The 15,629-nt window shown below is 65.5% G+C and carries 2 protein-coding genes; both read left to right on the top strand.

Annotated features, from left to right (window positions below):
* Positions 1-192: 192 nt before the first annotated feature.
* Positions 193-14,616, top strand: a complete 14,424-nt coding sequence (locus tag D8W71_RS03860) for a non-ribosomal peptide synthetase (protein ID WP_236077697.1) — start codon at positions 193-195, stop codon at positions 14,614-14,616.
* A complete protein-coding gene (locus tag D8W71_RS03855; RefSeq protein WP_121118530.1) occupies positions 14,616-15,593 on the top strand; it encodes an alpha/beta hydrolase in 978 nt (325 codons plus the stop codon). The genes D8W71_RS03860 and D8W71_RS03855 overlap by 1 nt, the downstream gene beginning before the upstream one ends.
* Positions 15,594-15,629: the final 36 nt, after the last annotated feature.

Below are 15,629 nucleotides of genomic sequence, written 5' to 3'. Positions count from 1 at the left end.
GTGTAAACCTCTAGAAAAGACAGACCTGGCGGTTGGGATGGAAGCGCACTGTGCAGAACGACCGGGTGCGCGTCCGACTCACAGCGGGGGGCGTTCGGGGCAACGTACTCTTCGCCGATCCCACACCCATCACGACGCCAGGACGCCGCTCCTTCGATCGAGAGAGCGAAAAAATTGGAATCGGCTGAACCAGTGACATCGGTGCAGGGCACCGATGCGTTCCCGCTCACCGCGGCGCAACGAGGGCTGTGGTTCGCCCAGCATCTGATGCCGAATGTTCCGATCACCATCGCCAATTACATCGACGTCCACGGTGAACTCGACGAGGACCTGATGCGGTCGTCCGTAAGCCGCGCTGCGGGCGAACTCGGTGCGGGATCGCTCCGTCTCGTCGAGATCGAGGGCGAACCACACCAGTACGTCGACGAGCCCACCGAGGAAGACTCGGTGCAGATCGACTTCAGGGCAGAGAAGGATCCCGCGAAGGCCGCGCTCGACTGGATGCGCGCGGCGTACTCCGAGCCCGTCGACTTGATCGCAGGTCCGCTGATCAAGGCCGCGACGCTTCGTATCGCCGAGAACCGAACGTTCTGGTACTCCCATGTTCACCACATCGCGCTCGACGGTTACGGCGCGGTCCGGCTGATGAGTCGTGCCGCCGAGATCTACACCGCAGTCTCCGCGGGTGAAGAGCCGACTCCTTCCAAGGCAAGCGATCTGGAGGACGTGTACGCTGCCGAGGCGGACTACCGCACGTCCCCCCGATTCGAGAAGGACCGGCAGTACTGGTCGGAGAAGACCCTCGACCTTCCGACGCCGATCAGTCCGACAGGCATCGTCGCACCCCCCGCTCCCCGTTCCCGCATCTGCGGCGAGCCACTCCCCGAGACCGTCGAACGCGCGCTGACGCTCGCCGCGGAGCGCCTCGATTCTGCTTTCGCTCCCATCGCCGTCGCCGCGGTGGCCGCGTTCCTCTCCAGGCTCACCGGAGCCGACGACATCGTGCTCAGCCTGCCGGTGGCCGGCCGGACCACAGCAGTTCTACGACGCTCGGGCGGAATGGTCTCCAACGTTCTCCCTATTCGAGTACGGGTCGACGACGCCACCACGGTGGCTAGCTTGGTCGCCGACGTGCAACTCGAGCTGACCGGAGCCCTGCGTCACCAGCGCTACCGAGCCGAGGACATCCGTCGCGACGCCGGGGCCACGCGGGAGCAGCGCGGATTCTTCGGCCCGGCCATCAACATCATGGCCTACGAGACCGAGGTGCAGTTCGGTCGCGAGACCGGGCACTTCAACGTGCTGTCCACCGGGCCGGTCGAGGATCTGTCGGTCAACATCTACCCCCCGGTCGACGGTGGGCGGTCGCGTATCGACTTCGAGGCCAACCCCAATGTCTACGGCGCAGAGGTCTTCGAGGATCTGTACCGCCGTTTCATCGGTTTGCTCGCCCAGTTTCTCAGCACTGATTCCGAATCCTCGGTTCTCGCGCTCGACATCCTCGACCCCGCCGAGCTCGATGCGATCGTGCCCGCCAGGGGCGGCGAGGACGCCGAGCAGATGCTTCTGCCGGACATACTCGCCGCCGGTGTGCAGCGGAACCGCCACGGTGTCGCACTGATCGAATCAGGTCGCGAGGTCACCTACGCCGAACTGGACAGCACCTCGAATGCCGTTGCGCGAGCACTGATCGCACGAGGCGCGGGACCGGATACCGTGGTGGCGGTTGCGTTGCCGCGGTCCATCGACTCCGTCGTCGCGTTCTGGGCGGTAGCGAAATCCGGCGCAGCATTGGTTCCGATCGACCCGACGTACCCGGCCGAGAGAATCGGCCACATGGTCGTGGACTCCGGTGCCGAAGTCGGACTCGGTTCGCTCACGCGCGGCCAGTCGCTACCCGACACGGTCGACTGGCTCGGCCTCGACGACGCGTCCTTCGCCGAGGAGTTGTCCTCGCATTCTTCGGCACCGGTTTCCGACGCCGACCGCCGGGGACACCTCACCCTCGACCACGCCGCGTACATGATCTACACGTCCGGATCTACGGGGACGCCGAAGGGCGTGCTCGTCACTCACCGCGGTCTCGGTGCGTTCACCGCCGACGCGCGACCGGAACTTGCGCTGCAGACGGATTCGAGGGTTCTTCGCTTCTCGTCGTCGAGTTTCGACGCCTCCATCTTCGAGATGCTCGCCGCGTTCAGCGCGGGCGCGACGATGATCGTCGCTCCGGCGGACGTCTACGGTGGCAGCGACCTGACCGACCTGCTGACGGAACGCGCGGTCACCCATATCGTGACCGCACCCGCTCTCCTGGCCACCGTCGAGGTGGACAAAGTCGACTCCCTGCAGTCGGTCGTCGTGGGCGGCGATGTCTGCCCACCCGAACTGGTCCAACGCTTGCGCGGACGCGCGGAGCTGCGAAACAGCTACGGCCCTACCGAGTCCACGATCGTCATCACGATGTCGACTCCTCAGACCGACCCGCGAGCGGTCTCCATCGGATCACCGTTGCAAGGAGCATCGGCCGTCGTGCTGGACCGCTGGCTACGCCCGGTTCCCATAGGCATGACCGGCGAACTCTACGTCGGCGGCGCCGGACTCGCCCGCGGCTACCACCACCGGACTGCACTCACCTCGGCCAGATTCGTCGCCGATCCCTACGGCAGCGGTACGCGCCTGTACCGCACCGGCGACATAGTCCGCTGGCGCGTGGGCACACACGGCACCGCACTCGAGTTCGTCGGACGCAGTGATTTTCAGGTGCAACTACACGGTCTGCGAATCGAATTGGGCGAGGTCGACGCCGTTCTCTCGTGGCATCAGTCGGTCGATTTCGTGCTCTCGACCCTGGTCCACAGGGGGGACCGATCCGCCCTGGTTTCGTACGTGAAGATCAAGGACGGGCACGAGTTCGACCGCTCGTCGCTCGTCGCGCTCGCCTCCGATTTCCTTCCGTCGCAGATGATTCCAGCTCATCTCGTCGAGCTCGACGAGATTCCGTTGACCCCGTCGGGGAAGGTCGACCGGTCCGCCTTGCCCGACCCGATCGCCCACACCGACGTCGTACCCTTCCGCGAAGCGAGCAGCCGGGTTCAGCAGGAGATCGCCGACGCCATGGCCGAGGTTCTGGGCCGTGAATCCGTCGGTGTCGACGACTCGTTCTTCGCCCTCGGTGGAGACAGCATCGTGGCCATCCAACTGGTGTCGCGGGCCAAGGCGTCGGGAATCGTGTTCACGCCGAGGGACGTGTTCGAGCGTCGAACCGTCGCGGGACTCGCCGAGGTCGCCGTCGGCGGCGGTGAGCGCATCGTCCTCGAGGAGCTGCCGGGCGGCGGGGTCGGGGAGATGCCGTTGCTCCCCATCGCCCACACCGTCCTGAGCAGGGCAGAGAGTCCGTCGGACATCGATTCGTTCTTCCAAGCACTCACGTTGGTGGCTCCCGACGACCTCGCTCTCGATACGCTCGCGGGCGCCGTTGCTACCCTGCTCGATCATCACGACGTCCTGCGCTCGACCCTCGCTCCGAACACGCTCGCAGTCGGGCCCGCGGGATCCGTGGATGCCAGCACGCTGATCACCGAGGAATCGACGGACGATCTGGACGACGTCGTCCGACGCGCAGGTGCTCGACTACGGCCACGCGAGGGTGTGATGCTGCAGGTCGTTCACGTGCAGTCCTCCGATCGTGCGCGGCTAGTGCTGGTGGCCCACCACCTCGTGATCGACGGTGTTTCCTGGCGAATCCTTCTTCCCGACCTGGCGACTGCGTACGCGGGCGCGCCCATCGCGCCGGTGGAGACATCCGTGCGGCGCTGGGCTTCCGCGGTGCACGACCTCGTCGTCGACAATGCCGACGCCTGGCGTGCAGTCCTGGGTGACGGCGCAGCCGACCTGGGCGCCCGGTCACTCGATTCGCGTGACACCGGTGCGACGACGCGGCAGGTGGAACTCGAGGTCGGCGCCGAGGACACCGAAGCACTGCTCGAGCGACTCCCCAACAAGTACCGCATGGGCCCGGAGGATGCGCTCCTGACCGCTCTTGCTGTGGCACTGAGCCGTTGGCGCACCGATACGTCCCATCTCGTGTCGATCGAAGGCCACGGGCGTGACTTCGACGCGATCGAAGGCGCCGACCTCACCCGTACCGTGGGGTGGTTCACCACGACGCATCCCGTACGCCTGACAGTGGCCCGCGGGGCCGATCCGCGGGCCGCTGTGACGGCGGTGAAAGAACAGCTTCGCGGCGTGCCGTCTCCTGCCCTCGGATACGGAATTGCGCGCATGCGAGGCGAATTGGCCGACGCACCGAACCCGCAAATCAGCTTCAACTACCTCGGCAAGGTCACGGCGACACTTCCGGCTGAGATGCAGGGTGGGCCATGGACACCCGACCTGTCCGTCAGCGCCGATGCGGGGAGCGGGAGCAAACTCCGAACCGAATCCGTGCTCGACATCAACGCCGCAGTCAAGGACGGGGTGCTGTCCACACGCATCACGTTCCCGACGGGTGTGCTCGAAGACAGTGACGTTCGCGTGCTCGCCGGCCACCTCGCGGACGCGATCTCCGAGCTTGCCCAGCACGGAAAGTCCGACGCCGCAGGCGCTCTCACCCCGTCCGACGTGCCGCTCGTCACCGTCGACCAAGCCAGGCTCGACGTGTGGCAGAAGACCTATCGGTCGATCGACGACGTGTGGCCGCTGACCCCTCTTCAACGCGGACTTCTGTTCCACGCCGACCTGACTCGCGGCGGCGTCGACCCGTACACCGCCCGGATCGTGTTCGATCTGGACGGCGATATCGATGCAGACCGCCTGCGACGTGCTGCCCAAAGACTTCTGGATCGGCACGACAACCTCCGCGTTGCGTTCACCCACGACTCCCGCGGCCTTCCAGTTCAGGTCGTGCAGAGCAGCGTCATCGTGCCGTGGCGCGAAATCTCCGGTGATTTCGGCGAGAACAGCGAGGACGCGCGTTTCGACATGCAGACGCCGCCGCTGATCCGTTTTGCACTCGTACACGAGGCCGACCGGACGAGACTCGAGATCACCAATCACCACATCCTGTTCGACGGCTGGTCCATGCCGATTCTGATCAAGGAATTCCTGGTGTTGTACGCGGCGGACACGGAGATCTCCGTACCTGCGCGCCCCTACCGTGATTACCTGGCGTGGTTGGCCGCTCGCGACGACAGTGCTATCGCGAAGTGGACCTCGCACCTGTCGGGCGCGGTGGAACCGACCCTGCTTGCGCCCGCTCGTACGGTCGAGTCGTCCCCGCCGCTCGATGTCGCCGTGCGCGTCGACGCCGCAGCGCTCGAATCCTTCGCTGCCGCGGCAGGTGTCACCGTCAACACCGTCGTCCAAACCGCCTGGTCGCTGTTGCTGTCGACCGTTCTCACGCGCTCGGATGTCGTGTTCGGCGCCACCGTGTCCGGGCGCCCGGGCGAGCTGCCCGGATCCACCGAGATGCTCGGATTGTTCATCAACACTCTTCCCCTGCGTGCTCGAATCGGTTTGCGCGACACCGTCACAGAGTTGGCCCAGAGGATTCAGCAGGAACAGGTGGAGTTGCTCGACGCGCACCACGTCGGTCTCGCCGAGATTCACGCCGCGGCGGGACCAGGGGCGGGTTTCGACACTTTGGTGGTGTTCGAGTCCTACCCCATCGATCACAGTGCACTCGATTCCGATACCGACATCGCAGGCATGCGGGTCCGCGGCATCGAGGTCGCCGATTCCACGCACTATCCGCTGACGCTGGTGACGGTGCTGAAGCCGACACCGACCATGACACTTCGTTATTCACCGGAGACGTTCGCGGCGAACCACGTCGCCACGTTCGCCGAACGTCTGCAGCGAATACTCCACTCCATGGCCGCTCGACCCGATGGACGTGTCGTCGACATCGACACACTGGGTGAGCTGGAGCGGCAAGCAGTGACCGAAGACTGGATCGCAACATCCGTCGACTGCGGATCGGACACACTCGTCGATCTGCTCAGGGCATCGTCGCTCGTCCACGGAGGCTACACGTGCGTCGTGTTCGACGGCCGCTCGTTGACCTACGACAACTTCGCAGCCCGAGTGCAGTGCTTGGCGCGATACCTGATCTCTCGCGGCGTCGGTCCGGAATCTGTTGTTGCCGTCTCGCTTCCGCGGTCGATCGACCAACTCGTTGCGATTCACGCCGTGATTCATGCCGGTGCCGCGTACCTACCGCTCGACGCTTCCCTGCCCGCGGCGCGTATTGCCCACATGATCGACACCGCATCGCCCGCCCTTGTCCTCGGGGCGGATACCGAGTGCGGCGTCCCGGTCATCGACCCGCGCACGCTCGACCTGTCCGGGTTCCGCACGGGTCCGATCTCGGCAGCCGAGCGTCTCGGAGTCGTGCGTCCCGACAACACCGCGTACGTGCTCTTCACCTCCGGTTCGACCGGGCGCCCCAAGGGTGTCGCGGTCTCGCACGCGTCGATCGTGAACAGGTTGCTGTGGATGCAGGACACCTACTCGATCGACCGATCGGACGTGGTTCTGCACAAGACTCCGACGACATTCGACGTCTCGGTCTGGGAATTGTTCTGGCCGCACCTGACCGGCGCCCGAACGGTGATCGCCGAACCCGAGGGGCATCGCGATCCGAAGTACCTGTCTTCTCTCATCCGGGACGAGCGGATCACGACAGCGCATTTCGTTCCGTCGATGTTGGATCTGTTCCTCGAACACGCTGACATCGAGAACTGCTCGACGCTGCGCCATATCTTCGCCAGCGGCGAGGCCCTCACGCGCAGGACCGTCGAGAAGACACATTCCGCGCTGAGCGCGTCACTGCACAACCTGTACGGTCCGACGGAGGCAGCGGTCGACGTCACCTATCACCGCACCGAGACGTCGAACACCGGTCCGGTGCCGATCGGCGTGCCGGTGTGGAATACCGGAGTACGGGTGCTCGACGGTGCGCTGCGGACCGTCCCCATCGGTGCGATCGGCGAACTCTATCTCTCCGGTGTGCAACTCGCGCGTGGATACATGGGCAGAGCGGCCCTCACGTCCGACCGCTTCGTTGCCGACCCCTTCGGCGACGGTGGGCGCCTGTACCGGACCGGCGACCTGGCGTCATGGACCCTCGATGGCGAATTGGAGTACAAGGGCCGCAACGACTTCCAGGTGAAGCTGCGTGGCCAGCGTCTGGAGCTCGGTGAGATCGAGGCTTCGCTGCTGCGGGCTCCCGGCGTGAGCAACGCAGTGGTGACCGTGCGAGGAGCCGGTACCAACGAGCGCCTCGTCGCGTACGTGTGCGGAACCGCGGACACCGAGACCGTCCGGGCTCATGCCGAGTCCGAGCTCCCCGCATTCATGGTCCCGTCGACATATGTGTCCTTGCCGCGGCTTCCCCTCGGCCGCACCGGAAAGCTCGACCGCGGCGCACTTCCCGAGCCCGCCGAGTCGCTCGCTCCGAGCGAACCGCCTGCGGGGGACAGGGAGGTAGTTGTCGCACATATCTTCGCCGACGTTCTGGGGATCGAACAGGTCGGTGCCACCACCAGTTGGTTCGAGCTGGGTGGGAACTCGCTGACCGCAACTCAGGTCACAGCTCGAATCAACGCGGAGCTCGGCGGCAACCTGAGCGTGCGAGATCTGTTCGAGGAGCCGACGGTTCGCGGTCTGAGTAGACGCATCACTGCCGGAACCTCCGGGCCGGCACTGGTGCGCGCAGATCGCCCGGCGTCGATCCCGTTGGCTCCCAACCAGCATCGGATGTGGCTGCTCAACCGGTTCGACCCGTCGTCCGGTGCGTACAACATCGCCGGTGCCGTTCGGTTGACCGGAACGCTGGACATCGATGCCCTGGTCGAAGCAGTATTCGACGTCGTCGACCGTCACGAGGCCCTGCGGACCGTCTACCCGGATTCACCGGACGGACCTCGTCAGGTGGTGGCCAGTTCCGAGTTCCTCGACGTCACCGTCACCGACACGACCGACGCCACACTCACCGGCGCGCTCGTCGGAATCGCAGCGCGCGGCTTCGACATCACAGCGGCACCGCCCGTCCGTGCATCGATCTTCCGAGTCGCTCCCGATCAGCACGTGCTGCTCGTCGTCACGCACCACATCGCGGCCGACGGATGGTCCATGCGGCCATTGGCTCGCGACGTCATGATCGCCTACGTCGCTCGGGCGGCAGGCGACACACCCTCCTGGACCCCACTCGACGTGCAGTACGTCGACTATTCACTGTGGAAGGCAACTGCTCTCGGGTCCGACACCGATCCCGAGTCCGTCGCATCGAAACAACTCGCGTTCTGGACGCACGAACTGGCGGGTGCGCCCGATCTCCTACCGCTGCCGACCGATCGACGTCACCCGGCCATGGCGTCGTACCGCGGTGAATCGGTTGCCTTCTCGGTTCCCGAGCCTGTCCGCCGAGCGGTCGGTGAGGTGGCTACCCGCAGCAGCACAACGAACTTCATGATCCTGCACGCCGTCCTCGCAGTGCTTCTCGCGCGGATCTCCGGGGAGCAGGACATCACTGTCGGCACCCCCGTCGCAGGACGAGGAGACCGTGCTCTCGACGACCTCGTCGGAATGTTCGTGGGAACCCTTGCGCTTCGAACGTCCGTCGATCCGGCGGCGACGTTCACCGAGCTGCTCTCCCACGTCCGTGACCGCGACCTCGCGGCGTACGCCAACTCCGACCTTCCGTTCGATCGTGTGGTCGAGGAACTCACGCCCACGCGCTCGACTGCGCACCACCCGTTGTTTCAGGTGATGCTCGCGCTCGACGAGCCGACCCCGACGATCGAACTGCCGGGACTGACCGTCGAACCTCTCGCGCCGGTCGCCGCAGTCGCCAAATTCGATCTGCAAATCACCGTCGAATCGGACGATCTGAGCGGAACATTCACGTACGCAACAGATCTGTTCGATCGAGGCACGGTCGAACGTTTTGCCCGGCTGTACGTCTCGATTCTCGAGGAAGTCACGAACGACACCGAGGTCGTCGTCGGTGACATCGCGCTCGCCGACCCGAGTGTTCTACACGGAACGCCGGCGCAACGCCCCCTGACCCTTCCCGACGCCCTGTCCTCGGGTGTCGTTCTGTCGGGCGGCGGGCCGGCACTCAAGTTCGGTGAGACGACCGTCGGGTACCCCGAGCTGGACGACGCATCCACTCGCATCGCGCGGCAGTTGATCGCCCGCGGCGCCGGTCCCGAGACCTTCGTCGCTATCGTGTTGCCTCGCAGCATCACTGCCGTGACAATGCTGTGGGCGGTGGCCAAGACCGGTGCGGCGTTCGTACCGATCGACCCGAAGTATCCAGCCGACCGAATTCTGCACACGCTGAACGACTCCGGTGCAAGCATCGGAATCACCGATACTGTCCGACTCGGCGCTCTCGACTGGATTCACCCCGACGAACTCGACCCGACGCTCGGGTCGCCCGTACCCATCACGGACCGCGACCGCATGTCAGACCTCCTGCCACATCACGCGGCCTACGTCATCTACACGTCTGGTTCTACCGGATTGCCCAAGGGCGTCACCGTCACCCACACCGGACTGGCCGATCTTTCCACCGAATTCGTCGAACGTCTTCGGCTCGACACGGACAGTCGGACACTGCATTTCGCATCCACCAGTTTCGATTCATCGGTGATGGAGCTGTTGATCACCGTCGGAGCCGGCGCGGCGATGCACATCGCGCCCCCGGACATCTACGGCGGCGCCGAACTGGTGACGGCGCTCGAGGGCGTCACCCACGCGTTCCTCACGCCCGCCGCGGCCGCGACCATCGATCCCGATTCGGTGCCCGACCTCCGCCTCCTCATCGTCGCTGGTGAGGCCAGCGGACAGGACTTGGTGCAGAAGTGGGCTTCTCGTGTCGCACTGTTCAACGGATACGGACCGACCGAGGCCACCATCGTCACGACACTGGCAGGCCCGATGTCCGGTGCAGGACCGGTCCTCATCGGTGGACCCACCCGCGGCGTCGCCGCGTACGTCCTGGACGACAGGCTTCATCCGGTTCCGACGGGCGTCACCGGAGAGCTCTACCTCGGAGGCGACGCGCTCGCACGCGGATACCAGCACAATCCCGGCAAGACCTCGGGAGCGTTCGTCGCCGATCCATTCAGTCGTGCCGGGGGTCGTCTCTACCGCACGGGTGATCGAGTCCGAATCGTCGGCGACGCGTTCGAGTTCCACGGTCGCGCCGACGGCCAGGTCAAGATCCGCGGGTTCCGCGTGGAACTGGGTGAGATCGAGGCAGTTCTCCTGCGCCACGACGCCGTCGAACAGGCGGTAGCGGACATACGTGGCGGAAGCGTCGTCGCCTATGTGGTGCTTGCGCGCCATATCGAGCGCGCGGAGTTGGTCGACCATGCTCGGGCCTCGTTGCCGGTGCACATGGTGCCGCAGGCCGTCACCGTGATCGACACGGTGCCGTTGACAGGGTCGAACAAGATCGACCGGCGAGCGTTGCCGGATCCGGTCTTCACGACGCGTGAGTACGTAGCACCACGCACGAACACCGAGACCATCGTTGCCGACGTCTTCGCTGCCGTCCTTGCGGCCGAGCGCGTCGGCGTCGAAGATCATTTCTTCGATCTGGGCGGTAACTCGCTCGTCGCCACTCGGGTGGTCGCGAGAGTCAACGAACAAGCACGAACGGCCCTGCCGGTACGAGCATTGTTCGAGGCGCCGACGGTCGGGCAGTTCGCCGCTGTCGTCGAGAGCTCGGAGTCGTCCTCTCTTCCCACTCTCCACGCAGGGCCACGTCCGGAGAGGATTCCGCTGTCGGCGGCTCAGCGCAGGATGTGGTTGCTCAATCAGGCCGAGCCGACCTCGGCGGCCTACAACATCGCATTCGCAGTTCGGCTGACGGGAACTCTCGACGCCGGGGCGTTGGCCGACGCCGTGCGCGACGTCCTGGACCGGCACGAGACCCTGCGCACCGTCTACCCCGTCGCCGAGGACCCGCACCAAGTCATCCTGGCGGCCGACGACGTCGCCCTCGACTTGACTCCGCAGGACATCGCGGAACATTCGGTGCTCGCCGAGGCCGCCGCCGTATTGAACCGAGGCTTCGACGTCACGTCGTCGGTACCGCTGCGCGGCAGTCTTTTTCGAACGTCGCCGGACGAGTACGTACTGGTGCTCGTCGTCCACCACATCTCGGCGGACGGCATCTCGATGGGACCGCTCGCCCGCGACGTCATCTCCGCGTATGCCGCGCGTCTGCACGGAGGGCCCGCACCCTGGGAACCCTTGGAAGTCCAGTACGCCGACTACGCCCTGTGGCAGGCGAACGTACTCGGATCCGTCGACGATCGCGCCTCCGTCCTGTCGACCCAGCTCGACTTCTGGCGCCGGACGTTGGACGGCCTCCCCGACGTCCTCGAACTTCCCACGGACCGGCCACGACAGGCGGTTGCGTCGCAGCGCGGTGCCCAGGTCGAATTCGAGATCCCGCCTGCCGTGCTGTCCGCTGCCCGGTCGCTCGCACACCGGAGCAGCGCTTCGGTCTTCATGGTGATGAACGCCGCGTACGCGGTCCTACTGGCTCGGTTGTCCGGAACCACCGACATCGCTGTCGGCACAACGGTGTCCGGGCGCGGTGCGGGCGCTCTGGACGACGTCGTGGGCATGTTCGTCGGAACGGTCGTCCTACGGAGTGACGTCAGGCCGGACGCGACCTTCACCGAGCTCCTCGCGCAGGTCCGAGAGCGAAACCTCGATGCGCTGGCGCACGCGGACGTACCGTTCGAGAGCGTCGTCGAGGCCGTGCGCCCGAGCCGGGCGACATCACACTCGCCGCTGTTCCAGGCCTTGCTTGCCTACGAGCCGGATCGTCCGTCGTCGTTGGAACTCCCCGGCCTCACGATCTCCGAGTTTCCGTACGAATCGGGGGTGACCCGCTTCGATCTGGCTCTGACACTCTCCGAGACTGCGCAGGGCCTCCGCGGTTCATTGCGGTACAGCACCGACCTGTTCGATGAGTCGACGGTCGCGACGTTCGCGGCGCGCTTCGTCCGCATTCTCGCCGCGGCAGTGACCGAGCCGTCCACGGCAGTCGGAGACATCGACATCCTCGACAGCGAGGAACGCACCGCGCTCGCGCCCGTCCGGGCAGGAGCGTCCGTACCCGCTCGCACACTGCCGGAGCTCGTTCATGCTGCGGTGCAGCAGAATCCGGACGGCATCGCGCTGCGCTGGAACGGCACCGACCACACCTACCGCGAGGCCGACGAACGATCGACCCAGCTGGCCCGCGTGCTACTCGGGTACGGCATCGGACCCGAGACCGTCGTGGCGATCGGACTGCCGCGGTCGCTCGAGTCGGTTCTCGCCGTCTGGGCCGTGGCCAAGACCGGTGCTGCGTATGTGCCGGTCGACCCGATGTATCCGCGAGATCGCCTCGAACACATGGTGTCCGACTCGGGTGCCGTCATGGGTATCACCGTCGCGGCATTCCGCGGCGCTTTGCCCGGCGCCATCACGTGGCTCGAACTGGACGAGCCGGAGAACAGCGCCGAACTGGAGCGTGCACCAGCCGCACCGCTGTCCTCGAACGAACTCAGCGGTGCCGTCGGGCTCGACACGGCGGCGTACATGATCTACACCTCGGGATCGACCGGTCTACCCAAGGGCGTGGTCGTGTCCCATCGCGGTCTGGCGAACCTCGCCGAATCGAGACGCCTGCTGCATCGGATACAGCCGTCGTCACGATTCCTGCACAACACCTCGCCGAGCTTCGACATGGCAGTCGGAGAGATGGTGTCGGCTCTGTCCGCTGCCGCAACGCTCGTCATCTCACCGCCCGAGATACTCGGTGGCGACGAACTGACGAAGTTCCTTCGCGACGAGGCCGTGACCCACACCCTGACGACGCCGTCGACGCTCTCGAGTCTCGACCCGGCCGGACTCGACGCGCTCGAGGTCGTCTGTGTCGGCGGTGAAGCATGCAGCCCCGATCTGGTCGCCCGGTGGGCACCTGGCCGCATCATGCTCAACGGATACGGCCCGACGGAGGCCACCGACATCTCGACTCTCGGCGAGGTCGAATCCGGTGCTCCGATCGATATCGGTACTCCGATAGCAGGTTTCGAGGCGCTGGTGCTCGATGTTCGGCTGCACCCCGTCCCTGTCGGCGTGCCGGGCGAACTGTTTCTCGCGGGGCCTGCGCTGGCGCGCGGATATCATGGACGGCCGGACCTGACCGCGGGCCGCTTCGTCGCAAATCCGTACGGCGGAGGCCGCATGTATCGCACGGGCGACATCGTTCGGTGGACGCCCGACGGCCGCATCCGGTACAGCGGGCGCGCCGACAGTCAGGTCAAGATCCGCGGGTTCCGCGTCGAACTCGGCGAGATCGACGCAGCACTGGCGACGCATCCCTCGGTGGACTTCGCTGTGACGCTGGGGCAGACAGGGCCGTCGGGCGAGCAGATTCTGGTGTCGTACGTTCTCGGGAACGTCGACGGCGTGCGTGAACACCTGCGTAAGCGCCTGCCCGGCTACATGATTCCCGCTGCCGTCACGTCCTTGGATTCGGTGCCTCGCACCTCCACCGGCAAGCTCGACATCGGCGCGCTCCCGCCACCTGACTTCGGACGCACGCGAGCGTCTCGATCCCCATCCACGACGAGCGAACGGCTCGTCATCGACACATTCTCGGAGGTACTTGCAGTGGACGACATCGCAGTCACGGACGACTTCTTCGAACGCGGAGGATCGTCGCTGACGGCGATGCGCGTGCTCAGCAAGTTGCGGGCAACGACGGGCACGACCCTGTCTCTCCAGGCGCTGCTCGCGGAGCCGACCCCGGAATCGTTGGCGTCACTGCTCGATTCCGGTTCCGACTCGCGGTCCTCGTTCGACGTCGTGTTCCCCATCAGGAGCGAAGGAGCGGGTACCCCGCTGTTCTGCATCCACCCGATCGTCGGATTGTCCTGGTGCTACAACGGACTCGACAAGTACACCGATCGACCGATCTACGGTATCCAGACTCCCGCACGATCCGATCTACCCGACACCTTGGACGCGCTGGCGCAGCGGTACATCGACGAGATCACTGCCGTGGTCCCGGACGGGCCCTTCCACCTGCTGGGATGGTCGCTGGGCGGAACCATCGCGCACGCCATGGCAGTTCGGTTGCGCGAGCAAGGAAAGCAGGTCGGATCGCTCGTGCTGCTGGACAGCCATGCCGTACAGACCGAGGATGTGTGGGAGACCGATCTACCCGCAGCCGATCTGTTGGATGCCGTCGGAATCACGATGCCCGGAATCAACGGTCAACGCATCAGGCTCGATTCGCTGCCCTCACTCGTCGCAGGGTCCGGCATCATCGAAACCGCGGAGGTCGAGCGCCTCATCGCGTCGGCTCGCCACAACCACGACCTTGCCGTCGACCACGTACCCGGCGTCTACGACGGCGACGTTCTCTTCGTCGGCGCGGCTCACGAGGAGGTCCAGGGATTGCCGACATGGCACCCGTACGTCCGGGGGACCATCTCCAATTTCAGCGTGCCGCAATCGCATTGGCAGATGACGTCGGCGGCGTCCCTGCGCGCAGTGGGACCGCTCGTCGCACGACACCTCGGTGCACACTCATGATGTGGCTCCGACGAGTTGTCCTCGTCGCCCTTGCCATGGTTCTCCTGGGTCCGAACGCCATCGCTCTCGCACAACCGTCGGGTGCCTCGGTCGACCACATCGACAAGACGAGTGATCGGCGCTGGGACGTGTATGTCCATTCGCCATCCATGGACCGAGTGATCCAGCTACAGGTACTCCGGCCGGCCGATACGTCGATCGCGCGGCCGACGCTGTACATGCTCAACGGCGCAGGCGGCGGCGAGGACGGCGCGAACTGGCTGAACAAGACCGACATGCCTGCGTTCTTCGAGGACAAGAACGTCAATGTCGTCCTTCCCGTCGGCGGCGGATGGAGCTACTACACCGATTGGAACCAGGACGACCCCAACCTCGGCCGAAACAAATGGCAGACCTTTCTCACCGAAGAATTGCCACCGGTTCTCGAGAAAGAATTGAACACCAACGGCGTCAACGCAATCGGCGGACTGTCCATGTCTGCCGGATCGGTGCTCGATCTGGCGATCCAGGCCCCAGGCCTCTACCGCGGGGTGGCGTCGTACAGCGGGTGCGCGCAGACCTCCGATCCGGTGTCTCGACGCGTTGTCCGTGCTCTCGTCGCGTTGCGAGGCAAAGGAAACGTCGACAACATGTGGAGCACCGACGCCCAGTGGATCCAACACGATCCATACGTCAACGCCGAGAAGCTGAGGGGGCTGGAACTGTTCGTCTCCAACGCCACCGGCCTCCCAGGTGAGTACGAGATGCCCGGCGCCGTGCTGCCGGTCAACTCACCGCCGCTACCCGAGCAAATCGTTCTCGGCGGCGCCATCGAAGCTGCGTCGAACACATGCGCACATCGACTCCGAGACCGACTGAACGAACTCGGCATCCCTGCACAGTTCGACCTCGACTACCCGGGAACGCACTCCTGGGGATACTGGCAGGACGCTCTGCGGACATCCTGGCCGACGCTCGAGCGCGCGCTGGAACTGTAAGGAGCCGGGCGCTCCGCGCCAGTGGCATGATTAGGT

It is taken from the genome of Rhodococcus sp. P1Y (assembly GCF_003641205.1).
Lineage (GTDB): Bacteria > Actinomycetota > Actinomycetes > Mycobacteriales > Mycobacteriaceae > Rhodococcoides.
The sequence above is the reverse complement of the archived record's forward strand: the minus strand, read 5'-3'. Positions and strand labels throughout refer to the sequence as shown.

Bases quoted from the DNA above. Each gene is read 5' to 3' on its own strand.
- D8W71_RS03855 (WP_121118530.1), top strand. From the start codon at position 14,616: ATGTGGCTCCGACGAGTTGTCCTCGTCGCCCTTGCCATGGTTCTCCTG.